Source organism: Novipirellula rosea (assembly GCF_039541335.1).
GTDB lineage: Bacteria > Planctomycetota > Planctomycetia > Pirellulales > Pirellulaceae > Novipirellula > Novipirellula rosea.
Genome location: NZ_BAABGA010000120.1, coordinates 407,277 through 431,822, shown reverse-complemented (window position 1 = coordinate 431,822; position 24,546 = coordinate 407,277). Strand labels below are relative to the sequence as shown.

The 24,546-nt window shown below is 55.2% G+C and carries 16 protein-coding genes; 7 read left to right on the top strand and 9 right to left on the bottom strand.

Annotated features, from left to right (window positions below):
- The first annotated feature begins 55 nt into the window (after positions 1-55).
- On the top strand, positions 56-1,036 hold the full coding sequence (locus tag ABD971_RS33840) for a Gfo/Idh/MocA family protein (protein ID WP_339936415.1): 981 nt from the start codon (positions 56-58) through the stop codon (positions 1,034-1,036).
- Between the two features lie 303 nt (positions 1,037-1,339).
- On the opposite strand, the gene nagB is transcribed toward ABD971_RS33840, so the two are convergent.
- The 3 genes from nagB to ABD971_RS33825 are packed head-to-tail and all read right to left on the bottom strand — an operon-like array spanning position 1,340 to position 4,227.
- Positions 1,340-2,110, bottom strand: coding sequence for a glucosamine-6-phosphate deaminase (nagB, locus tag ABD971_RS33835; RefSeq protein WP_345328113.1), 771 nt, complete (start codon positions 2,108-2,110; stop codon positions 1,340-1,342).
- A 13-nt stretch (positions 2,111-2,123) separates the two neighbouring features.
- Positions 2,124-3,596: an HD domain-containing protein gene (locus tag ABD971_RS33830; protein WP_345328111.1), complete on the bottom strand. Its 1,473-nt coding sequence runs from the start codon at positions 3,594-3,596 to the stop codon at positions 2,124-2,126.
- Positions 3,586-4,227 carry a hypothetical protein gene (locus ABD971_RS33825; protein WP_339936409.1) on the bottom strand — a complete coding sequence of 214 codons (642 nt, stop codon included), beginning with the start codon at positions 4,225-4,227 and terminating at the stop codon, positions 3,586-3,588. The genes ABD971_RS33830 and ABD971_RS33825 overlap by 11 nt, the downstream gene beginning before the upstream one ends.
- A gap of 127 nt (positions 4,228-4,354) precedes the next feature.
- Here ABD971_RS33825 and ABD971_RS33820 point away from each other — a divergent pair, with 127 nt between their 5' ends.
- Positions 4,355-4,879: a tRNA (cytidine(34)-2'-O)-methyltransferase gene (locus tag ABD971_RS33820; protein WP_345328108.1), complete on the top strand. Its 525-nt coding sequence runs from the start codon at positions 4,355-4,357 to the stop codon at positions 4,877-4,879.
- 336 nt (positions 4,880-5,215) lie between these two features.
- On the opposite strand, the gene ABD971_RS33815 is transcribed toward ABD971_RS33820, so the two are convergent.
- The 4 genes from ABD971_RS33815 to ABD971_RS33800 all read right to left on the bottom strand — a co-directional run bounded on the left by ABD971_RS33815 (position 5,216) and on the right by ABD971_RS33800 (position 15,089).
- Positions 5,216-7,270 (bottom strand): DUF4340 domain-containing protein, encoded by a 2,055-nt coding sequence (locus ABD971_RS33815; RefSeq protein ID WP_345328106.1) that lies wholly within the window; start codon positions 7,268-7,270, stop codon positions 5,216-5,218.
- A 12-nt stretch (positions 7,271-7,282) separates the two neighbouring features.
- The gene (locus tag ABD971_RS33810) at positions 7,283-10,201 is read right to left on the bottom strand and encodes a Gldg family protein (protein ID WP_345328104.1); all 2,919 of its coding nucleotides are present in this window, start codon (positions 10,199-10,201) and stop codon (positions 7,283-7,285) included.
- Positions 10,202-10,566: 365 nt separating this feature from the next.
- On the bottom strand, positions 10,567-11,316 hold the full coding sequence (locus ABD971_RS33805) for an ABC transporter ATP-binding protein (protein ID WP_339936401.1): 750 nt from the start codon (positions 11,314-11,316) through the stop codon (positions 10,567-10,569).
- Positions 11,317-11,558: 242 nt separating this feature from the next.
- Entirely contained in the window at positions 11,559-15,089 is a 3,531-nt protein-coding gene (locus tag ABD971_RS33800) for a PVC-type heme-binding CxxCH protein (RefSeq protein WP_345328101.1), read from the bottom strand.
- A gap of 422 nt (positions 15,090-15,511) precedes the next feature.
- Here ABD971_RS33800 and ABD971_RS33795 point away from each other — a divergent pair, with 422 nt between their 5' ends.
- From ABD971_RS33795 to ABD971_RS33780, 4 genes are all read left to right on the top strand, one after another.
- Entirely contained in the window at positions 15,512-16,528 is a 1,017-nt protein-coding gene (locus tag ABD971_RS33795; protein ID WP_339936397.1) for an alpha/beta hydrolase, read from the top strand.
- A gap of 128 nt (positions 16,529-16,656) precedes the next feature.
- Positions 16,657-17,718, top strand: a complete 1,062-nt coding sequence (locus ABD971_RS33790; RefSeq protein WP_339936395.1) for a peptidase M42 — start codon at positions 16,657-16,659, stop codon at positions 17,716-17,718.
- Between the two features lie 449 nt (positions 17,719-18,167).
- Entirely contained in the window at positions 18,168-20,138 is a 1,971-nt protein-coding gene (locus tag ABD971_RS33785; RefSeq protein WP_345328095.1) for a DUF1549 and DUF1553 domain-containing protein, read from the top strand.
- A 14-nt stretch (positions 20,139-20,152) separates the two neighbouring features.
- Entirely contained in the window at positions 20,153-21,442 is a 1,290-nt protein-coding gene (locus ABD971_RS33780; protein ID WP_345328093.1) for a DUF1501 domain-containing protein, read from the top strand.
- A gap of 82 nt (positions 21,443-21,524) precedes the next feature.
- Here the strand turns inward: ABD971_RS33780 and ABD971_RS33775 are convergent, their stop codons facing one another.
- Positions 21,525-22,898, bottom strand: coding sequence for an SGNH/GDSL hydrolase family protein (locus ABD971_RS33775; protein WP_345328091.1), 1,374 nt, complete (start codon positions 22,896-22,898; stop codon positions 21,525-21,527).
- Between the two features lie 219 nt (positions 22,899-23,117).
- On the opposite strand from ABD971_RS33775, the gene ABD971_RS33770 reads away from it, so the two are divergent.
- Positions 23,118-23,423 (top strand): hypothetical protein, encoded by a 306-nt coding sequence (locus ABD971_RS33770; protein WP_345328088.1) that lies wholly within the window; start codon positions 23,118-23,120, stop codon positions 23,421-23,423.
- Here the strand turns inward: ABD971_RS33770 and ABD971_RS33765 are convergent.
- Positions 23,389-24,330, bottom strand: coding sequence for a glycerophosphodiester phosphodiesterase (locus ABD971_RS33765; protein WP_345328086.1), 942 nt, complete (start codon positions 24,328-24,330; stop codon positions 23,389-23,391). The two genes, ABD971_RS33770 and ABD971_RS33765, sit on opposite strands and share 35 nt — an antisense overlap.
- Positions 24,331-24,546: the final 216 nt, after the last annotated feature.

The window sequence follows — 24,546 nt, the reverse complement described above, 5'->3', positions numbered from 1 at the left end:
TGCCAATCTAACGAAACAAGCAATTCGAATTATTAGAAACAAGAGAACGTGTTTTATGAGTGGTGAAGGATCAATCACACGCTTTGGAGTGTTGGGAACGGGGCGGATTACTCGGCGATTGGTCGCCGACATTCAATCCACCGACGGCGCCGAAGTCACTGCGATCGCAAGCCGAACGAGCGAACGAGCTCGTTGGCATGCCGATCAATATGGCATCGCGGCTGCTGTAGAGGGTTATGAATCGCTCTTGGTCCGTGATGATGTGGATGCCGTTTATGTTGCCTTACCGCCATCGATGCATGCGGAATGGGCTATCGCCGCAGCGAAGGCAGGCAAGCACGTGTTGTGCGAAAAACCGCTAACGCTTTCGACCAAACAATCGCTTGCCGTTCACCTGGCCTGTGAAGCTCACTCGGTTCGCCTGCTCGACGCAACGGGATGGTTGCATCACGAGCGGACCGAAATGTTTCGTCGCTGGTTAGACGAAGGACGGTTTGGAAAAATTGGACACATCAGTGCTGCGGTCTCGTTTTTCCGTCCTTTCATCACCGGCGAACATCGACTGGACCCGGCTTTGGGCGGTGGATGTTTGCTGGATCTCGGTTGGTACGTCTGCTCGTTAGCAAGATTTATCGCGGGCGGGTTGCCTAACCGTGTGGTCGCCGGACGCGTCGTCCGGCAAGGCGTCGCACAGCGGATTACGGCGATGATGTGGTTCGACCATGACGTGACCGCCACGCTGTCGTGTGGTTACGACACGTCGACGCGAAAGTGGTTCGAAGTTGCCGGCAGTGACGCATCGCTGGTGTGCGATGATTTCACTCGTCCATGGCATGACCGACCCGCCCGCTGCTGGATCCATGATGCAACCGGAGGCGTCGAGCAGTTTCCATTCGAAGGCAACCAAGAACGTCGTATGATCGCGAAATTTATTAGCGACGAGCCTCTCGATGTCTATCAGCAACAAGCACTCGATACCCAGCACATGATCGATGCGATCAACGAATCCGTGGAACTCGCCCACGACGAGATGTGAGCAGGCCACCATCACAGCCCGACGCTTGAGATTTAGAGTTGCGATTTAGTATTGAGGGGCCAAGCCCCGGAAGTTTAGGCACGGTTCGGAAACAACTTCGTCATTCGAGTTTTGTGACAAATCGCGCGGGTGAAGTGTTTTCTCTGTAGTGGACGAGGCTACGAGTCCCGACGTGCCACTCAGTCGCTGGGACTCGTAGCCTCGTCCACTACCTCCAAAGTTGACGGTCGAACTACGCCCATTTTAGTAAAGCTCTAGCAGAACGGCCTAAACGTGCTTTGGGTCGCGGAGTGTCGCGGCTCTCTACAGCGACAACTCACTCGCGGCGTCTTCGTCCAGGACGAACGTCACGTCGGGGTGCTGCTCAAGCCACGATGCGGGAACCTCTTCGCTGGCTGCTTCCTGCAGCGAACGCCGCACCGCTTCGGCTTTCCCTTTGCCGGTGGCCAACAACAGGATCTGTTTCGCTTCCAGGATCGTGCCAATCCCCATCGTGATCGCAGTCTTAGGCACCTCATCCACCGAAGCAAAGAAGCGAGCATTCTTTTCGATCGTCGACGGCGTCAACTCGACCACGCGTGTTCGTGTGGACGGCAACGATCCGGGTTCGTTAAAAGCGATGTGCCCATTGTGACCGATGCCCAACAACTGCAGATCAATCCCCCCGGCTGCAGCGATTTGTGCTTCGTACTGGATCGCGTGTGAGGCCGGATCACTCGCACCTCCCTCGGGAACAAACGTGTTGTTGGGATCGATGTCGATGTGATCAAACAATTCAGACTGCATAAAGTAGCGAAAACTCTGAGGGTGCGTTCCGCTAAGTCCGATGTATTCGTCCAGATTAAAAGAGGTCACGTCTTTAAACTGTACTTTACCGGCTCGGAAATCTTCGACGATGTTCGCATACGTCGCGGTGGGCGTTCCGCCGGTTGCCAACCCCAGCACGATCGAGGGTTTCGCGTTGACCGCTGCGACGATCATGTTTGCCACCGTTCGCGATGCCGCTGTCGCATCCCGACAAACAATAACCTTGGCAGAGTGGGCATGAGCAGAGAGTGAGGCAGGCTTGTTCATGACATTCCTAGAGTTAAACGATCTCGTTGTCGACACTTTGGACCACGTCGATCAAGAGGGTAGACCAATCGCCATGGGCGCGAACGGCGTGTGTCATTAGGTCGCGTTTTTCAGGATTGACAAACACGCGAACCCGTTTGACTTGATCGTCGAATTGTTGACGTGCTAGCGCGCGAGCGACTGGGGAAACGTTCGCCAGCGTGACACCGACCGGCGGCCGGCTGTGGGTGACAGTGTCTGGGCTATCCACGCCGCCGCTAACATCCACGTCACTTGCGGCACGATCGAAGCTGCCATCACGCAGGATCACGTCGACATTGATGTCAACCTCGAGCTTAACCGGCGGTGCATCTATCAGGATGTCTTCGGCAACGACCTGTTCACCGCTCATTGATGACACACGAGCGGCCAGTTTCTCACTCGCAGCAACCAACCACCAATACGGACGTCGGGCGATTTGGCGATGCACTTCGACAGGCTGCCCTTCGACGGCATCGATCGCGCTAAACTCAGCGACTCGTTTGTAAAGCCGACGCTGAGCGCCAAACAAACCGTCGACAAGTTGATGTGTGTTTCCAAGCGATGCGTCGCGAATACTGTTGCTGGTCTCAACAAGGCGAGCGATCCACTGGGCATCGTTCAACTTGAAGGTGGATTCAAGTTCGATTTTGTCCTTCATTAAGAACACGGCGCGCTGCAGCATCGCGGTGGCCGCGCGAACGGTGTGATGCCAATATACTTCGCTAAACATCACATAGCGGGCGAACACCATCATCTCGGCCGCCGTCCGCCCTTTTTCGCCGATTGCCAAAATACCTTTGGTCGGATGAACACACATCGATTCGATCAGACGCCCAACATCAAAATTGCGACCATAGGGGACGCCCGAGTGAAGGCTGTCGCGTTGCAAATAATCAAGCTTGTCGATATCGATCGGACCGCTGAGACAGCTGCGAAGAAAATCGAGCGGTATATGACTCGTAGGCGATTCAGCCGATTTCGTTGCCGGTTCCAACAGATCCACAACATCTTGGATCTCGCATGCCCAATCCTGCTCGATGCATTGGCGAAGCTCGGATTGCTCGATCCAGTCCGACACACGTGATTCGTGTTCGCGGAATCCAGTTAACCGCATATCTTCGATTGGATGACAAAACGGCCAGTGCCCGACGTCGTGCAAGAGCGCCGCCAAGACAAACGCGTCTGCCGAACGCGCATCGAGCGGCGGGTTCAACGAAGCATCGCCGGTGAATCTCGCCAGCAACCGCAGCGCATTCAGATAAACGCCTAACGAATGTTCAAATCGCGAGTGGGTTGCACCGGGGTAAACTAACGCAACCATCCCTAGTTGGCTGATCGAAGCCAAGCGACGCAGTGGTGGCGAATCAATGATGCGTCTTACGCGGGGCGAGATCGGCACCCCTTCGGCCGGTGGAATGCGAACCAGCGAGGAAGCTTGGTTCAACTGGGCGACTTCAGGAATCATGGCGTGCATCATTGACGGTCACTTGCATTGCCAATCCGGCCTCGCGGAGCCTCGCGTCTTCCTGATTCTCTACCCCTGCCAACGTGACGCCGGCGATCAAGGCCAACAATATCGCCGACAACAGATACAGTCCGGCGTGAGTCAGCCCCCCCAGCATTTCGACTTCGAACGTGTTCATGGCAATGAATGTTCCCACCCCCAGCATCACGCACAGAATGATTCCGAACGTCATGTAGTTCATCTCCGACGCCTTTTCGAGATCGAACACATAAGTAGGAACAAACGCGTAGATGATCCAAAGCGAAGCATAGAGCGCCGAACAGATCAACACTCGATTTCGTAATTCGATGCCCGTATAGGGTTCGAGTTCTTGGTCGTAGACGAACGAGTACCCCCAGCGAACCAGCGGGGGGGCAATCACGATCAAACCGATGATTTGGGCGAAGAGCGGGGGGCCATTTTCGCCGCTGAACAAGCGGAGCCCGATCGCGATTGCCAAAGCACCGACCACCGCCGAGATCGTAATGATCAGTCCTTTGCGGGTGACGTCCGTTTCGGTGCGTTTGATCGGTTTCAGGACGCTGACGCCCTTGCGATCTTTTGGCGCGCCGTCATCGGGCGCATGAATCACCACCTCCTCGGACTTATCCGGGACCGCTATGGTATTCTTGCAACCGGGACAGGGACCCTTTTTGCCAGCGAATTTATCGCTGACCTGGAATCGCTTAAAACAATTTGGACAGGTTACTTGGATCGGCATGAAACAGAATCAAGAAAAGCAGGAGCCGTGTCATGGGAAAGGCGACAGTATAGCGACTTTACCGTCGGCACATGTTGTACTCTACCAGCCTGAGATTCCGGGGAATACCGGGAACATCGGGCGAACCTGCGTCGCCGTGGGAGCCAAGTTGTGGATCGTTCACCCCGCCGGATTCCAATTGGACGAAAAGCACGTCCGCCGGGCAGGTTTGGATTACTGGAAGCACCTGATGATCGAAGAAGTGGTCAATTGGGACGCCCTGACAGAAAAACTTTCGCCCCGGCGATTTTTCTATTTTTCCCGGTTCGCCACCAAGACGATCTGGGACGCCAAGTTTGAAAAAGATGACGTGTTTGTGTTCGGCAGCGAGTCGTCGGGGTTGCCGGAATCGATCCTTGATCGCGACGCGCCGAACGCACTGCGAATCCCCACCACAGGTAAAGTCAGAAGTTTGAACCTGGCCACCACCGCTGGCATCGTGTTGTACGAACACCAACGCCAAGTGCGAAGCCTCGGCGAGTGAGTCGCCGAAACCACGAGACCGATGTCATCTAACGTTGCATTGATGCGAGCCGCCCGGGTGCAGCGAGTAAATCGGTCCGCACGGTCGCCGGCTGCTTGCGCGTCATGCAACGCTGTAAAGCATTTTCCTGGAGCTAGTTTCGCCAGAAGGTGGTGATTCGCATCTGGGGCAGCAACGATCCAAACTCGTCCACGCTCTGGCGAGCGTCGCCACGAAACGAAGATGCCGAATTTCGGAGCTCTCAGTGCATCACAGCGATGCGCGTCACGGCTCATAAAAAAACGTTCCCAAGAACATCGTCTTGGGAACGTTTTGTTTGCAGTGAGCTTGCGACAATTACTGTCCAGGAGGTCCGAAGTTGAACTGCGGCATTGCACCTGGGCCACCAGGAAATCCGGCGGCTGGGTTGGCCGAAGCCGCATCATCGCTTTGGAACAACTCTTCACGGCTGAGACGAAGTTTCCGATAGGTCTCTTCGGGAATCACGTAGTACCAATCGGCAAAGCGAGCATTCAAATCTCGAACCGCTCGACGTGCCACCTCGAGCTTATCTTTTCGCTCGTCCAGCATCCGTTGATTGGCTTTCGTGATCTTTTCCTGTTCCGAAGCCAATCGCTCGAGCATCTCTTCTTCGCTTAGCTGTTCGGAATCCGCAGCCTTTTCCTCGTCAGCCGAATCCTTGTCGGCCTCGGCTTCTTCGGTTTTCTCTGCAGCTGCGGGCTCGGCTTCCGACTCATCGTCGGCCTCCGCATCATCCGCGACTTCCTCTTGAGCTTCGCCTTGGCCGCTGGCTTCGCCCGAGCCTTCGAGTTCACTTTCGCCTGATTCCGCAGGCGATTCGCTAGACTCCGCCTCGACCTCTTCGACTTCCTTGGGCTCTTCGACTTCCTTGGGCTCGTCCGCCTTCGCGTCGTCAGATTCCGCTTCCTCCGCCTTCATTTCTTCAGCAGGCTTCGCTTCCTCAGCAGCGCTCGTTTCTTCGGCAGGTTTGGCCTCGTCGGCATCCGGTGTTTCCGTTGCTTCGTCCGCTTTCATCTCGGCTTCGGATGCGTCCTCTTTTTCCGTCGCTGGTTTCTCAGCTTCCTCGTCCGCCTTTGCTGGTTCCGCCTTCGGTTCGTTTTCCCCCAACAACTTCCTCAAATCATCAAGGTTTTGCGGGATCTCTCGCAATTGCGGTGCGGGAAATTTCGATTCGTCCACTTGCGTGGTAACCAACAAGTAGCGATTCACTCCGCCGCTGGTCGCTTCCTCGCCCTCTTTGGCTTCCTGGTCCGCTTCGTCGGTCAATCCAGAAACGTTGCCAAAGCGAAGCAGGTATTGAACGCCATTTTTCAGCGAAACGGTCAATTCACCGTTGGCCGAGATCATCTCGTACTCGCCGCCATCGGAGGTTTGCAGCGGATAGAATCCACGACGAGCAAGCGATTCGAGAGCTTCTTGGTCCGAGACAAGATCTTTGTCGGCGCGTAGGTTTTCGCTGATGCCCGCCGGTTTACGAACGACGTCCACGATCTTCAGATCGTCCAACGCGTTCTTCATCTCGTTTAACTTGGTCGCATTAAGCGTTTCGCCGGGTTTGACCGCAACCGGAGTCGGTTCGCCGAGTGGATTGTTCTCGGGATACTTCATCAGTTTATCAAGCTTCCACTGCGAACCGTCCATCACGACGCTGGCCACATAGTTCCGCTGCAACGAAATGCCACTCGCACCAAGACTGGCGCTGTAGTCCTTGATTTCCATCGTGTCGATATCGATGCTGCTCAGTTTCAGCAGGTCTTCTTCGATCCAATCTTGAAAACGAGTCGTCAGCGGCGTGTCATCAAGCCTGACGACATAAACGGGATCCTGTCCCGGTTTGCGGACGTAGACTTTCTCAGGATCGTCTTTCAGTTTGTCGCCAATAATCAACGCAGCCAACGTCTTTTGCGACTCATCTTTCAGCGTCACCAAGCGGCCGACACCTTCATCACCACGCTTCAGCTCTTCGAGTTTCGGCTCGGCAACACCAAGCCCCTCGTGATCCTCGGGGTTTTCCGATTGGATATCGAGCACCTTCAAGTCGACAAGCGAGTTCGCTGCCTCTTTCATATGGTCAACGGCATCGGCAGGGTAGCCCTTGTTGTTTGGTCCCTTTCGCGAGGGAATCGTCCACTGGCCCGATTCCTTGTCCCGACGAACTTCAAACGACTGCAGCGTCGCATCGACTTCGTCATAGGTGACAATTTTCAAGCTGGCGGCTGCCAACGGATCTTTAAATTCCTCGAACAGCGGTTTTCCGACGAATCCGCCGGTTTCGCTATCGCTCGTCGTAGGCCATGCGACTAGCGTCGCGATGCCGAGCATCACAACCGCAACGACCCAGAAAATTCCTGTTTTTGTACCTTCGTTCACGACTCTATCTCACTATTTCAAACGGCTTTTGCTGATGTTTTCTCGTTCACGCAATCGCCGCGAGGCGAATACAATCACACCGATGATCAATGGTGGGATACATGGCAGCACGACGGCTGCGGCTTTGACTTGGTTTTGAATCCAAGTCACCTTCTGATCGGCTTCACGTTGAATGTCACCAATCTTTTGTTCGCGATCACGTTCGCTCTTGGCAATCTTGACTTCCAAACGAGTTTGCTCGCGTTCTTGCAGTGTCTGGAACGCTTGCACCTTGGCTTGCAACTTGTCCGGTGGCACACGGCCATTGGCACTTTCTTTCTGCAGCTTTTCCAGCTCTTCGCGAAGCGACTTCAGCTCGGTATCCATTTTCTCCTGAGCTTCACGAACGGTCTCGTCGTACTCGTCTTGAAATTCCTTACTACGCTTGCTGACATTACTGCTGGCGATTTCCTTGACCGAGTCGATCATTCGCAAACTGGCAAAAATCGGCTCATGCTTTCGCACTTCGATGAAGTCGGTTTCGCCAGTCAACCAATCAATCGCGTTCAGAATAAACGTCACATTTTGGAACTGGAAACGCATGTCCGCTGCCTGTTTGGGATCGGCCCGGATCTGCAAAAAGACCGGAGACATGATGTCGGTGTCGGCAACATAGACTGCCTTGATGCCTTGCGCGGCCGCAGGTGAATCGGCTTTCTCAGCCTCGTTGCTGGCGTCCTTTTTCGAATCATCGTCGCTGGCTTTCTCTTCGGTTGCCGCCACGGCTCCTTCGATCGTCATAGCGACCGCCAACCCAGGGCTGACGCTATCGATTTCACGAGCCACGGTGGTCGCACCTTGCATGATCTGTTGCACCTTGTTGAACGGCAGCAAACCGCTGCGTCCGCCGGTGGACATCAACTTGGTGTGCTTCAGAGTCGAACTGTCTTTCGCTCGGACCGATGCGGCGTACAAGCACAATACTTGGCGAAGTTTGGAGGTGATGACGCTCTTTTCGCTGAGCGCTTCACCCTCTTCGACCTCGGGTGCGTTTTCGTCGACAAAGACCCACAACTCGTTGATATTCCGTTCAAGGTTGGGGTAGGGATTGAATTGCTGCCAAACCAAATCGGACGAGAACAGCCCCTGCATTCCGGGAGTCCCAGGCGACTCGATTTCAAGCGCATCCCAAAGTTCATGGATGTTCCCCTTAGGCATCGGACCGCCGCCACCGAACATGCTGCCGGGCGACTGCTTGGGCATGCCCGTTGGTGTGATGGCTTGATTGAACACCGGCATTGGATCTTCAAAAACCGCAACCGGGACACCGACTTTGATCGCGTCGACCAAGCGACTGAATTGATCCGGCGGCAGCGTCGAAGGCTGCACGGCGATCATCGCGTCAAACATCCCCACGGTCACGGGGGCCCCCAGATCGACTTCTTCGACATCGTATTGTTTGGCAAGCTCTTCGATCAACGGATGTTTGGCGGCTTGCGACGGAGACATGCCTTGCATCACCATGCCGCCCATCAAGCGAGCGTCGGTCGATACAATACCAATCCGTTTCCGAGTTCCCTCGGCTACGGTGTTAATCGAGCGAACCAATTCATATTCGACCGGAATCCCGTATTCAAAGATCGGCACCGTGACTTTTTCGAGTCCCGATCGGAATGCGGCACCCAAGATCAATTCTTTTTGTTGGAACGATCCCTTCTCTCGCACCATGCGGGTCACCGGTTCGATTCCAAATCGCTCCGACGCAAGTGCAGCCTCTTCGCTGAACAGTTCAATATTGTCGTACAGATTGATTTCAATCCTGCGATTACGCTTGGCAGCTTCGCTGCGGAACTCTTTCAGCAGATTGATCAACTCGTAGCGTGTACGAGCGTAGATTTCGGGGATATCCGCACTGATAAACGCGTCGATCACGATCGGCCGATCGGTGTCCAGTTCTTGGATCAGCGTTTTGGTCGCTCCCGCCAACGAGCTGACTTTGCCTTCGGTCAAATCTTTGCGGTAGTCCCAATTTCGAAACAGTGTGACCGCACCAGCAGTAATCACGATCAAGGCCAAGACGCGAGCGATATAGTGCCACGCCATCGTGTTGCCGTCTTTGCCACCGGTCCAGTGACGTCGACCAATCAGAACCATCGTGGCGTAGAGCGCCACCGCAGCGACAAGCACGAAATAGCCGACTGCGGAAAGGCTGATCACACCGCGACCAAAATCGTCAAACGGACGTGCGATCCCGCTGCTGGCCAACCATTCGGCAATCCGTTTGTTGGGGCTGATCGAATCGGCAAGCGAGGCAAACGCAAGCGGAGCATTGAAGAGAGCCCCCAGGATAAAACCGACCGTCAAGTTACCCGTCAAGAAGGACGCGATCATGCCAATCGCGATCATCGCCAAACCGACAAACCAATAGCCAAGATAGGTGGTGAAGATCAGCCCGGTATCAAGTGTTCCTTCGGTCAGCACGGCCAGCGTGATGAATGTACTCAATTGGCTAAACAGCAGCGATGCCGTGAAAATCGATGCGGCAGCCATGTACTTGCCGATCACGATGTCAAAGTCGTCCGCCGGCAGCGTCAGCAGCAATTCGTCGGTGCCTTGTCGCTTTTCTTCAGCCCAAATGCTCATCGTAATTGCGGGAATGAACACCAACATGATCAACGGGAACCAGTAATTCAGCTGGTCCAGCGTGGCCAAGTTTTGGTTGAAGAACTCGTAAGGCCAAAACGCCGATACCGATGTCAAAAAGACAAAGATACAAAGGAAGACGTAGCCGGTAGGGTTACCGAAATAGCCCACAAAGTTTCGTTTCAGCACGGCATAAGCAGCACGCTTGGTGCCCGCCAGTGCAGCGACGATCGCCATTAACACCAACAGCAGGATCAAGTCCAAGACGAACAGGTTCAGCAGGGCAAATGCGACGTTATTGAGCGTCATGTTATCTGTTTGATTGATGGGATGGATTAAACGTGTCGAAGCGGTTGGCTTCGATGTTGATTAGCTCGTTGCGGAAAACCTCGGAGCGGAGTGCAACAGCGACTCGGAGGTTACAGTTTGCGTGCATTCATGTCAGTTTTGGGCCAGTCAATTGTTGAGCCAGTCAATTGTTGGGCCAGTCAATTGTTGGCCCGGTCGGAATCAGCAAGGATGTCTCGGCCGCCAATCCCTGAATGCCGTCAATCCCTGAAAACTCGCGTCATAACCCGAGGCGATGTTCTTAGCCCTGAGGCGATGTTCGCGAGCACGAACGATGCTTGTCACGGATGCCGAACGATCGCTCCAACGCAGGCGTGGTGGGCACGCTACGCGGTGGCACCCTGAGTCAGCGAATGAAACGCTTCGTCCAAATCGTTTGCCCCGAGTTTTCGCAGACCTTCGACGTCACCGTCGTACACCAGTCGTCCTTCGTTGATCATGACCACGCGGTCCGCCATCGCTTCGACTTCCTGCAAAATATGCGTGCTGAGCAGAATCGTTTTCGTTTCGCTCAACCGCCGCATCGTTTTGCGGACTCCGCGAATCTGGTTGGGATCCAAACCCGCAGTCGGTTCGTCCAGGATCAAAACATCGGGCTCGTGCAACAACGCCTGACTCATGCCGACACGTTGCTTGAACCCCTTGGAAAGTTTGCTGATCGGTTTATGAACGACACTCGAGAGGTCACAGATGTCGACGACGGCGTCGATGCGATCTTTCTTGCGAGCCGCTGTCATCCCGCGAGCTTCAGCGAAAAAACTGAGCATCGCGTAGGGGGTCATTTCTGGATAAAGCGGGCCGTTTTCGGGCAAGTAGCCCAATCGGCGACTGCCCGCGATCCGGTCTTCCATCATGTTGTGACCTGCGATCCGAGCTTCGCCCTCGCTGGCGGCGATATACCCGGTCAACATCTTCATCGTCGTGCTTTTTCCAGCACCATTGGGGCCCAAAAACGCCACCAATTCGCCTTCGCCGACCGAAAATGTGACGTCGCGAGTCGCGGCAAAAGGACCATAAAACTTACTCAGCCCGATCGCCTCGATCATGGGCCGGCGGGATTCAGTTTGAATCGTCATGCGGCAGTTCTTGGGTAAGTCCTTCAATGTGGGAATGTTCAAACCGGAAATATAACGGTCTGAGAGAGGTTCTCAACACCGCTACGCGGACATTTGCCCCCCGGTTCGCTCGGAATGTCCGAAAAGTTGCCTCGGACGTTCCTCTCTTTCCGACGTCGGTGACATCAGGCAGAGAACAATCTCCGACGTCGGCGACGTCGGGCGACAAAATAGACGGCGACAAAAAGACGTCGGCTGACGGTTTACTTCGGCTCGGGCGTGGTCACGTTGCCGGACAACCCGATGGTAAACGGAGAGGTTTGCTGAGTCCGGTCAATGGCAAGCACGATCGTGTGATCGCCCTCGGGCAACGCTTCGGTCCGCAGCGATGCTGCGGGAGTCGGTTTGCCATCCACCCAAGCTTCGCTGATCTCGTTGGGCAGCCCCAAGTGAGCGTCGGCACCGGAGGACACGCTGATTTGAAAACGAATGAACGACGTTGGCGGTGTCGTTCGGTGCTGCTTAAACGCATCCATCTCTTCGATCGCAAAGGTTCCATCGACTCGCGACGTCAGTGGCCGCCACTGCATGACGTCGGCGCCACTGGCCACCGCATCAGTGCTGGTGCGATTGATCAGGTGATTCGATTGATTGGTAAAAATCAGAGTCTCGATGCTGCGGAGCATCGGCTCGGTCGAAACGGTAAATTCCGGAACCCGTCCCAGCGCGGAAAGAAACGCGACAAGATCCGCGAGCTCGGCTTGCGTCACATTGTCTAGCAGCCCTTCGGGCATCAGCGACTTGCCCGGCGATTCATCTTCGATCGAGTCGACGACAACCGAAGTGACGGTGCCATCGGCAAGCCGGACTTGGATCGTTTTGTCATTTTCCGTCAGCACAATCCCGCTGATCACACGGCCTTCATCGGTCAAGAACTGCGTCGTCGTGTAGCCTTCTTTTAGTTTCACGTTCGGTGCAAGTAGCGATTCCAAAATGTAATCGGGCTGCGAACTGCCCCCGATACTGATCAGGTTGGGACCAACCAATCCGCCCGCCGTTCCAATGGCGTGACAGTTGATGCATTGCAGTTTTGCTTGACGATAGATTCGTTCGCCGTTGGCTGCTGATCCCTGCTTGGCTTGAGCCAAAATCTCGGCCGAAAGTTCCGGGGTCAATTTCCAGGCCAGATCTTCAAGTTTGCCGCTATTGCGAATTGCTTCTTCGAGTCGTGCATTTCCACCACTGCTGCGAATGTGTCGCAGCAAGTGACCTGCCAGATCTGTGTCGAGCGTGTGTTTTTCCAGTACGCTGGCAAACGCTTCGGGAATGTCTTTGCGTTTCGCCATTTCGGCAACGATCGCGGATCCCTCGTTGATCGTTTCTTTGTCTTGGACCAGCTTGATCACCGCGGCAAACGCGGCTCGCGGACGATTGCTTGCCATCGCTCGCGTAGCAGCAACGCGGGCCTGAGTGTCCTGCGAATTGAGTAGTCCGTGGATCGTCTGCTTGGCCTTGTCCGACTCGAACGATCCAATCGCCTCGATCAATGCCACTCGGCTATCGCCGGTGGCTTTGGGCAGCATTTCGATCAAAGCAGACTCGGCTTCACTCAGTTTCCAAGTGGCGACCGCTCGATACAACGACGTGCGCCACTCGGGGTTGCGGGCGAGTGTTTCGACATCCGCAACCGCTACCGCGACGCTCGCGTTTGCGTCGGCCGGGACGGTTCCATCGGACTTCGTCCGCTCAAGTAGCGAGGTCAGTCGCGATGCCGATGGCGCCGACGAATCGGGGCGGGTCAACATCTCAAGTAACTGACCGAGCTGTTTTGCGTTGCCAGCTCGGACTGTGGCCAAAAACAACTCGTCGCTCGAGGCCGCTTTGCCGGCATCACGCCGCAGCATTTCAATCGCGACTTGAGCTGCCTTTGGATTGGCAATCGCACCAACGGCAATGGCCAATTCATGCGGTTTCGACTGCCAATCGATCAGTTCCAAGATGGAAGCCGATGGCGATGCCGCGTCGAGCTTTCGCAAGGATTGCCAGATTGCAAAATCCAGGTTGCTGTCGATCGGATGCTTGGCAACCTTGATCACAGCGTTCAGTGCGTCGCGATCCGCACGTGCTTGGCCAACACTAATAGCCACTTCTAATCGTGTTCTCGGATCGGCCGCATCCGCTTGTGCGAACACCATCTGCGAGATCGCGTGGTAGGCATCACTGTCACTGGAGACGCTTTCGCGGCTACGCCAAATGCTTCGCAGCGCCGTGCCAAGCACACGTTTTTCGGATTGCTGGCTGGCGGCAATCGCGATTTTGGCATCCTCCACGTTCGCCGCGGAAACCACTTCGTTCATCCACAACACTTCCAATGCTCGCATCGCGGCATTTGCATTGTCGGCGTCTCGCCAATCACGGATCGTTTTCATCACGCTGGCGGAATCGGTTGCCGCACGTCGCCACAATTCTTCGCGAGCAAATTGGCGAACGTCAAGCGATGGATCCTCGAGCAGTTGACACAACTGCGCAGTCGACTGTTTTGAAAATTCCGGCCACAGATCCAGCGGCTGCTCAGGAAAACTGACCCGCCAAATTCGACCATGCTTGCGATCGCGTCGTTCGTCACGGAAATCGACTTCGCCATGCTGGATGATCGGGTTGTACCAATCGGCAATGTAGACGGCGCCATCGGGCCCCATCCGCACGTCGATTGGGCGGAACGCAACATGAGATGTCGTGATGATTTCGGGTTGCTGCTGGCTGCGGAATCCGCTGCCGTCGGGCGCGACATCGAAGCGGCACACTCGGTGGCTGCGAAAATCGTTGGTGACCAAGTTGCCATTCCATTCGGCGGGGATGTGGGTTCCCGACAGCACCGCGAGTCCACAATGTTTCGGGCTTCCTGGATTCAATCCGCTCAACCACCGACTCGCTCCCGGCGACGTATTAAAGACGGAATCAGGATACGCATAGTTGATGCCTTCGTACCCCGCCCCATCGGTAACAAACGATTCGCCTTGTTCATCGAACACGTGGCCCCATGGATTGATGAACCCTTTACAGAACACTTCCAAGCGGCCGGTACTGGGACGATAACGCCAAATCCCGCCCCCGTCCAAGTGCCGGGTGCCGTACGCGGTATCAATGTGGCTGTGGATGTAAATCGATTGATTGAAATACAAACATCCATCAGGCCCCCAACGCAACGTATGCAGCAGATGGTGCGTGTCTTCGGTGCCGAAGCCGCTAAAGATAACGCGGCGTTGGTCCGCAATTCCGTCACCGTCGGTGTCCGCAAGATGCAGCAATTGAGTGCTGTCGGCGACGTAACAAGCGTTTTCGCCATCAGGGATCACCCCGGTCGGAATCAGCAATCCATCGGCAAACGTGGTCGATTGGTCGATGTCACCGTCGCCGTCGGTATCACGCAACACCACGATTTTGTCGTCGGCCAATTCGCCTGGCTTGATTTGCGGGTACACCTCGCTGGTCGCCACCCACAAGGCGCCCGAGGCATCAAAGTTCATTTGAATTGGCTTGCGAATCTGAGGATCGGCCGCGTAGAGATTGACGTTCGCCGATTCGTCCACTCGCATTTCAGCCGACTCGCTGACCGGGTCCGGCTGCGGAATCTCGGTAAGATCTCGCTGGGCATACAGCTGTGTCTGTGTCACGATTCCCAGCACGCCCCAGACCACCCCTGCGATGGCAAGCTTCAAAGCAACGGCTTTTGCCTGGGTCGACAAACGCGAAAGTGGGGCAGCAGCATGGCAACAAGGGGGGCAAAACTTCATTGTCGATTTGTACAGAAAGTGGTGGTGAGGGTTTCTGAAATGCGAATCTTGGACTTTTGGATCGATCTGGCGAGGCAGGCCGAGCGAGCAAACGCTGGATTATGGGCACAGTATAGATCAACGCGGATTGTTTGTCCGGTTAGTTTGACCGACGTGACGTGCCAGTTTAACCTTTATTAGGACGGTTTCGTTATCTGCGTGCCGCTCCCCCCCTTTATTCAACTCATCAAACCTATCCCCCCGCCCCGTCTTGGTGCCCTTTAACGGGGACGATTGGGTTACACTCTGAAATCACTAGATAGTAAGATAAAGCTGGATAGTAAGATTAACCGGTGCAGCGTGTCCGAAAGAATGCGTTGCCCACGAGACGAGTGAAGCGAACAGCTTTCAGCCGACCGGAAAAATACGTTTAGGAGTCCTTCATGCGAAGCGCGGTAGCCGTCCAGTCCCTGCATAACCCGTCCGACTTACCCCGTAATGCCACCCCAACACGTGATGCCGCCCCGACTCACGATGCTGTTCGCCGCATGGTCGTGATGTTCTTGGTGTTTGCGATGAGCGTCGTGGTTGCCTCGATCGCGGTCGGCCAGCCCCCAAAAGGGAAAGGCAAGGGCAAAGAGGATCCGGCGCTCAAACCACGTCCGGTCACGCTAAAAACTCGCGACGGCATAGCTCTTCGCGCCTTCTACTTCCCCTCGAACAAGGGGAAAGACGCCATTCCCGTAATCCTGATCCATGAATGGGAGGGTCAAGCGAGCCCGTACTACAATCTTGTGGTCGCCCTTCGCGATGCCGGATGTGCGGTCTTAGCCCCTGATTACCGCGGTCACGGCGGCAGCAAAGAGTTTACGGATCTGCGAGGCAAAACTCAGACCTTCAATCTTTCGACGATGAACAAACGCGACATCGATGCGATCTTGTCTGCCGATCTCGAAGAAGCCAAACAGTTTCTGAAGCACGAGAACGACGACGGTAAACTCAATTTGAACGCCCTGGTCATGATCGGAGTCCGCGAAGGCTGTGTGTTGGCGTCGCATTTCACGATGCGTGATTGGCGATGGCCGTCGATCGGCAGCAAAAAGCAAGGCCAAGACGTCAAGGCGCTCGTGTTGATTAGTCCCGAAAAACAGCTCAAGGGAGTCGGGATCGACACCACGCTGACCGATATTAACGTACTGCGTATGCCGATCATGATCGTCGCGGGCGACAGCAGCTCCGAAGGATCCGAAGCCACTCGGATCGCCAAACGGATCGAAGTGTTCAAGAAGAAAGCAGGACAAGGCGAAGTATCGGGGCTAACCCAGCAAATGGTCAAAACAAGTCTCAGTGGCCCGGCGCTAGTTAATGAGTCGTCTGAGGTGATCCCAGCGGTGGTTAAATTTGTCACCTCCAACGTCAAGATCAGCGACGACATCAACCCTTGGATCCAGCGAGACTAAGGCGTCAAGTGTGGCATGGATGCTCGACCGCTTTGCAATCCGACACGACGTCATGTGATTGCCAAAAGTTGTGCATGCAATGAAACTCCGAGGCGGGGTATCCTCTTTTATGCAAAGGTCGTGACGCGTTGGTAAAACATTCGGCAGCGAGTGACGCTGGATTAAGTGATTTTCTGCATCTGCTCGGTGGCTTGGTTCGCGAGCCATCGGTAGTCGGCGTCGAGCAAGCTTTTTTTCGAGTCGTGTTGCGCGAACTCGAGGAATTGTCGGTGAACGTTTCGCTGTACCACGGCGTCTTAGTGGCCCATGGCAAGCGGCCGGATTCCATCATTTTGTCCGCGCACGTCGATCGTCACGGATTGCTCTGTACCGGCCCCAACGAATTCCAATACGCGGCGTTCATCGCGGGCAACCGAGGCGAGCTGAATGGCGACTCGGTCTCGGAACAGATGATGGAATTAATCCAGGATCGTTTCATCGGCCAACGAGTCCAGTCACATCTGCCGCACGTTGGAACCTATTTGGGGCAAGGCGCGATCACGCGTTCCTTCGTCTGTCCCAATCGCCGCAACTTGATTTTTGAAATCGATGGACTTAGCCATCTGCAACCCGGCACCCCGGTTTCGTTTGTCGATCGGCTGACGATCGCCGATGGTTTCATCTCGGCTCAACTTGACAATGTGTTGTCGGTCGCGATCCTCGTTCACATGTTCCGCTGTGGTTTTCAGGGCACTGTGCTGTTCACCGCGGGCGAAGAAGCGGGACGAAGTTGGCGGTACGCGCTCGAGTGGTTTCTGCGGCAACAATTGTGGACTCAGCGTTTAATTGTGCTGGACACCAGCCCCTATCCGACCCCGTTGGCGGCCGCCGCGCAAGAAGTCGTTCTGCGACGACGTGATGCCACCGCCATTTTTGCCAGCGACATGACGATGGAACTACAAGATCGTTGTGAGTCGCTGGGGATCGGCTACAGTTTCAAAGACGACTATGTCGAAGCGATCAACCGCACTCGCGAAAAGCCGCTCTCCTTTGGACGGACCGAATTAGGGCGTTTGACGGCGGCGACCGAGGGGAAAATCAATGGCACCACTCTGCAAATCCCCACAACGAGTTATCACACCGCGTCGGAAACCGCATCTCTAAGCAGCATTCGCGCCGTCTTACGACTGTTAGAGAGCTACATCGACTAACCGCCCCCCCATAGGCGATCAATGGTTGGGGTAGCCGTTTTGGGCAACGCGGTGCAGCACTTTTTTCTTATTGGGTTTGGGCATTTTTTGTGCGTAGAGAAAGTCTTGCATGACTTTCGATCCACGGCGAGTGCTCTTCGAAACTCTTGACGAGTTCCGACACGAAATGCTCCACAGTGCGAGTCCTGCCTAGAATGGGGGGACAGCATTGTTGCTGCAAAAGTCACCAAAATGCGGCCAATTCCCGAGTGGCCCTGACGCTGGCGAGCTACACTATTGACAGGTAAAGACGCATTCGCCCCCTAAAACCTGAGTTCAACGGGGCTGTAGCCGCGTTTATAACAACGCAGCGTGAGTTTGAGAGCGACGTTGAGGCCGTTCCGTTCGGCTTGGCAACCACGCCTCTTTGCTCACATCTTTTCGACTCTTCAAAAAAGGGGCAGCGATAGATGGGTGTCGTTCCGCATGTTTCCAAATGGCTTGGCCGCAGCCGCGTTTTCACGCTACTGATTGCCGTGGGGGTACTAACCCTGACATCCCCCGACGCATTTGCCCAGCGAAAGAAGCCAGCACCGCCAAAGCCAGTGAAGATCAAGCTTCCCTCTAGCGTGCTTGAGAAGACATCGATCAAGATGGATGTGGCGAAGGTCGAAGTGAGATCGCGCGCGGAAATTAAATCCGCCTCACGCGCGATCGACCGGGCGGTCGAAGCCAAGTTGGCGAGCGAAGGCATCTCGCCCAACCCGACGGCCAGCGACGAAGTGTTCATGCGGCGGGTGTACCTTGATGTGGCCGGTCGCATTCCCTCGCTCGCCGAAGCGACGGAATTTCTTCAGTCGACACATCCTGATCGACGCGACGATTTGATCGACCAACTGCTGAACAGTCCCGACTATGTCAGCAACATGTACAACATGTGGGCGGACGTCCTTCGATTGGTCGAGCGACCGTCGCCCGACAATATCTCAGATCCCTATTTGGCCTACGTCAAAGAGTCCATTTGTTCAAACAAACCGTATGACAAATGGGTTTACGAAATGCTGACGGCAACCGGCAAGACCTGGGAAAACCCCGCGGTCGGATTCCAGCTACGCGACGACTTGATGCCGCTGGCCTACGTCGACAATACCGTGCGTGTCTTTTTAGGAACTCAAATCGGCTGTGCCCAGTGCCATGACCATCCATTCGATCAGTGGACACAGCACCAGTTTTATCAACTCGCTGCGATGACAGCCGGAACGCGAACGCGGATCGGTGGCGACATGCCCGGCTATCAAGAGGAACGCAAAAAAAGGCGAGAATTCCAAGACGAAGCCAAGCGACGTGACAAATACGGACGGTTCCCCAGTCAATACCGGCGAGTAATGAACGCCAGCTTGTACGATGTTCGCGAGGTCAAGGCGGTTTTAAAACTGCCTCACGATTACGCCTACTCCGATGCCAAGCCCCTATCACCAGTAAAACCGGCGGTGCTGTGGGACGAGGTCCCGGCGAAAGCCAAGTCGCGTTCACCTCGTGAACAGTTCGCCGCTTGGGTGACAGGTCCCGAGAATCCTAAATTCAGTCGCATGATCGCGAACCGTTTATGGAAGCGGTTTATCGGCGTCGGCGTGATCGAGCCGATCGATGACTTTAACGAAGACAACCCTTGCGCAAATGAGGAACTGCTTGACTTGTTAAGCGAGCAAATGGTGCGAGGTGGCTTCGATCAGAAACAATTTATTCGCGCGATCCTGTACAGCGACACGTATCAACGCGAAGCAAGCGATTACGAAGTGACCAGTGGCGAACTCTACTACGCACCGGGGCCCGTGGTTCGCCGCATGACGGCGGAACAAGTTTGGGATTCGATTTTGACGATGGCGGTTCACAACCCATGGCCCTTCCAACGGCCGACGGCTGCGGACATCGCCCCCTACGTCTCGATCGACTTCAGCCACGCATCGTTTGATCAAGTCACCGCGCTGGCCGATCAGTTTAAAGAATCATATGACATCGGGACCTACCGACGGTCGCTGAACCAACATGCCTACCAAGGCAACGTGTTGTGTCGTGCCAGCGAGTTACCATCGCCATTGCCAGCAGACCATTTCTTACGCCAATTTGGTCAAGGCAACCGTGAAAGTATCCAAACGGCCGAACAAGAGCCAACCGTCCCGCAAACCTTGGCGATGTTCAACGGCCCGATCACTCATGTCATGCTCGAACCCGGTTCGGCGATTGTCGACAACGTGTTGGCGATCGACAAAACAAAGGACCGCATCGATGCGATTTTCTTGAGCGTGCTTGGCCGTATGCCGACTCAGAAAGATCGGTTGATTACCGCCAAAGAATTGTCGCAAATGAAAAACGACAATGTCGGTTACGGCAATATCATTTGGGCATTACTGAACACTCGCGAATTCCTATTCGTTCAATAAAGACGGAACCTGTGATGAATCGACCTGAATTCACAAGCCAACATCGTCGTGATTTTATGAAAATGGTCGCCAAGCAAACGCTTGGCGTCTCCTTTGCCGGCGCACTCGGCTCGCAAACCTGGACCAACTCGGCTCACGCGGCGGCGACCCCGGCGGGCAAGGCCAAGCACATTATCTATATCATGCTCGATGGCGCGATGAGCCATCTCGATACGTTTGATCCCAAACAAGGTGTCGAAGAAGCGGGCGAAACCAAGCCGACGCAAACACGTGTTCCGGGACTGATGTTCGGAGACCGATTCCCCAAACTGGCTTACCTCGCCGGCGCGATCGCGGTCGTCCGCTCGCTGAGCACCGAAACCGGGGCTCACGAGCAAGGACGCTATTTGATGCGAACCGCCTACAAACAGCTCAACAGTATCCAGCATCCGGGGATGGGCGCGTGGATGACGTCCCAGCAACCCAAACCCAACACCGGATTACCGAGTAACTATTTAATTGGATCGACGAGCGGGCACCCCGGCGCCGGCTTTCTGCCTCCGTCGTTTTCGCCTGTCCCGATCGCCGATGCGGCCAAAGGACTACAGAACACGAAGCTCCCCAAGTACCTGCCACCCGAATTATTTGGTCGCCGCATGATGCTGGCCACCAAGTTTGACGAAGCGTTTCAAGAACGACGCGACAACAGCAAAGTGATCGCATACAACCAGGCGTATCGCGATGCGTATCAATTGATGGGCAGCGATCAATTAAAAGTGTTTGACATCAACGAAGAACCCAAGGCAATTCGCGACGCCTACGGGAACAATTCGCTTGGGCAGGGATGCTTACTGGCGCGGCGGTTGGTTGAAAAGGGAGCTCAGTTTATCGAGGTGACCTCGGGCGGCTGGGACATGCACCAAAACCTTTACGAGTCGCTCGATACCCGAGCTGCCAATCTTGATACCGCCCTGGGCAACTTGATGCGGGACCTGCACAGCAAGGGGCTGTTTAATGAAACACTGATCGTCGTCACCACGGAATTTGGACGCAGCCCCAAATTGAACGTGAACGCTGGCCGCGACCACCACCCCGGTGCATTCTGCAGCCTGTTGATCGGTGCCGGAATCCGCGGTGGCCAAGCCTACGGCGAATCGGACAAACGGGGACATTCCGTCGCCAAAGACCACGTCTCCGTCGCCGATTTCAACAAAACCATTGCCGCCGCGGCTGGGCTGCCGATCGACAAAGAAGTCTACTCTCCGTCGGGACGCCCTTTTAAAATCGGCGGCGACGGCAAAGTGATCCGAGCCCTGTTGTCGTGATCGCAGTTTGGCGCCGAACGCAGCCCGTTGACCGAAACGCAGCGGAGTTCCGGCATGACAGTGGAATTGAGTCTCGCCAGTCTTACTTCCTTCGGACGATCGGGAATAGCGCCATCAGACTGTCGGCGAAGATCCTGTGACCATCGACGTTGGGATGGTTGATGTTGTTTTCCATCAGAGTGATGTAGGGGATACCCTGTCGCCAGAGCCGACCGTAGCGAAGTGATCCTTCGGCGACGGCGATCTGGTTCTGTTGCGCAAAAGCACGAACGCCTTTTACGTAGCCGCGGGGATCGTCATCGATGTTCTGCTGGTTCGAAAATCCCATCCAGCTCGGACGAATATAGTGCGGGGTCAGAATGATCCATTCCGCACCAATCTCGCGGAAGTCGGCCAGGATCTTCCCGTAACGCTCCTCCACTTGCGTTTCCGAGAGACCGGAATCGTTGACGAATTCAGACACGATCAGATCAGGCTTCCTGTTCAACACCTTCTCCTGATAGTTGTGTTCGCTGCCCGGCGGCTCGCTCAGGTAGCTACCGGTGTTACGTCCGCCCCACGCCTCCGTGACCAATTCAATCTTTGCGTTCGGATAACGCGATTTCAGACGCTCGACAAACATCGTTTGGTAGCGATTAAAGGTAGATACGCTGTCACCCCAGACGAGGATTCTGAGCGGCTCTCCGGACTGAAGCTTGTTCAGCGACTTGGGCAGCAGTCTTTCCGCAACCGATGAACCGTTCACGGGCGGTTCGGGGTAGGCGGTTTCCAGGATGGGGAAGAGGTGATCCTCAGTCAGAGCATCAAGGCGGGCGGGAAGATAGATGTTCGCCAACCGGGTCTCGCCCGCATCCAAAGTCGGCGGTTCGGGCATGACCGTATGCGGCGTTCCTGTTTTGAGCACGATCCGGCCTTTGCCGTCGAGCACGACCGAATCGATGCGTTGCTTTGTGTATTGGTAGTCGATGTACACCGGTTGGTCGGGGGCGATAGCTCCCTGCGGCAACCGACCGATGGTGCCGGCGACGAGGTCAGCGTCATAGTCGATGCCTTTTCGAAATGTCATGGCCTCGGGTTCCAGTCCGGCCTGGACTACAACGCTCGCTGGATCGAGCGAACCTTCGACCGTGCATTCCGCTGCCACTACCCCCTTGAACCGAACCCCCTTACGCCAGCCCGCCTTCGTCTTGGCGTCGAAATCGGGAAGCCGGTCGTATTTCTCGTGCGTGACTGTGACGATTTCGGGGCCAGGAATTGTAAGTTCGGCAGCAACCGCGTCGGGGCCCGGAACGGTTACCGAGACGGTCCATGCTCCCGTAACTTGCACCTCCGCGGGCGTTGTGATGGGGTCCTTCGCCGCAACCGATGTAACGCAGCAGATCGCGATCGATTGCGACAGCAGCAGGACGGTGGTGAGTATCAGAGTAGGTTTCATGGGGTGACCTTCTTGCTTCAAGTGAGATGACCGCGAGTTCCACGCAGTTGTTCCAGAGTTCCCGACCTGTTCCAACTCGCCCCGCGTTGTCGCCGCTGTTGGAATAGCCAACGAAGAGCTTACCATCGCAGTGCATGGCCTACGAGTAGGACGAGGTATGGGTACGAAAAGGTATGCGGACTCGATTCAAGACTGGACGAATTTGAGTCCTGGAACCTTTGTCTTGCTGGAACCTTTGTCTTGCTTTACTACGAACGTGGCCGAGGAATCCTTCGGCGCCGAGTCGTTGAACCAGACGTCGTCTTTGACAATCCGCTGCATTGGCCTGCTTCGGAAGCCGTCACCACCGGCAGTCCGATTGCGTGCGACTCGGGCAACGCAAACGCCACCGTGCTCGGCAACACCCACTACGTCTCTTTTTACTCTGGAAAGTCTCCTGACACAGCGGTCATGGTTTCGGAGCTTCCAGAACCGACGGTCGGGGATGTTCATCGCTACTTTTCTTCCTCGATTACTTCTTCGCCTGTAGTTGCGCAAGCGTTTTGACCAGTTGCCCGGGATCATCGCACAATAAAGATTCAGGATGATATTTTAGCAGCGGCAGTACTTTCTCTGGTGTTCCTGTGGTCGCGTCGAAATGGATTTTCGCTCCAGCCTGACGAATCTTAGTCAGTAACGTTGGATCATTTTCAATCCAGGCAATTTGGGGTCGTAAGTAATTCACGTCCGCCGTTAGAAACGCATCCAGCTGCTTTTTCTGACGCAGAAAAATTAGCGTCTTCATTTCAGGCAAGCGTTCTTTGAGCTGACGTGATTGTTCCACGGTTCGCACTGCCGCGATCGTGCGCGCGGGTTCGCCATAGACTTTCACGGCCGCGACAATTTGATTGGCATACGCCACGCCTTCTTCCTTCAAGTCCAATTGGACATCGATACGTCCACGGCAGACTTGCAGTGCTTGATCCAGTGACAACACCCGTTCGGAATGGTACTCCGTCCCAAACCAAGTTCCCGCGTCCAGCGCCGCCAGTTCGGGCCAGGTCAGATCGTTGACACGCCCGCTGCCACTGGTCGTCCGGTCCACCTTTGCATCGTGCATGATTACTAATTTACCATCTCGCGAGGTGCGAACGTCAATCTCGACGGCCGTTGCTCCGGCTTCAATCGCTCTTTCGATCGCTGCGATGGTGTTTTCGGGACGATCATGGCTAGAGCCGCGATGCGCGGAAATGCGTTGGACGGCTCCAGCTGCCGCCGCCAAATCCCCGGAATTGTTAGCACTCGACGCTGCATCCGCTGCATGCACCTGGGCATCGGCCCCGACCGACACGGCTACCACAAACGCGATGAAAATCGCAAGGCAATTGACAGCACCGCATTGTTGTTTTTCGTCTCGGCTTCGTGAATGCATCCTCGCAAACGCAGACCGATAGGAAGGAGAGATTTTGACCATCGTTATGTTTCCTGTTTTGCAGGGACCGGTTATCTGTGCAACTCTATCGCCTTTAGATATCGACGGCAAATCGACATGCCCGTCGGGTTGGACATGTTGACTATTCTTATACCCTGCCGATTTCATTTTGTTTGATATTAGAGATGAAAACCATGGTCGCAATGATTACCTTGACGTTTTCCTGATTGGATTCGTTTCGTTCAGGAAACACGATTC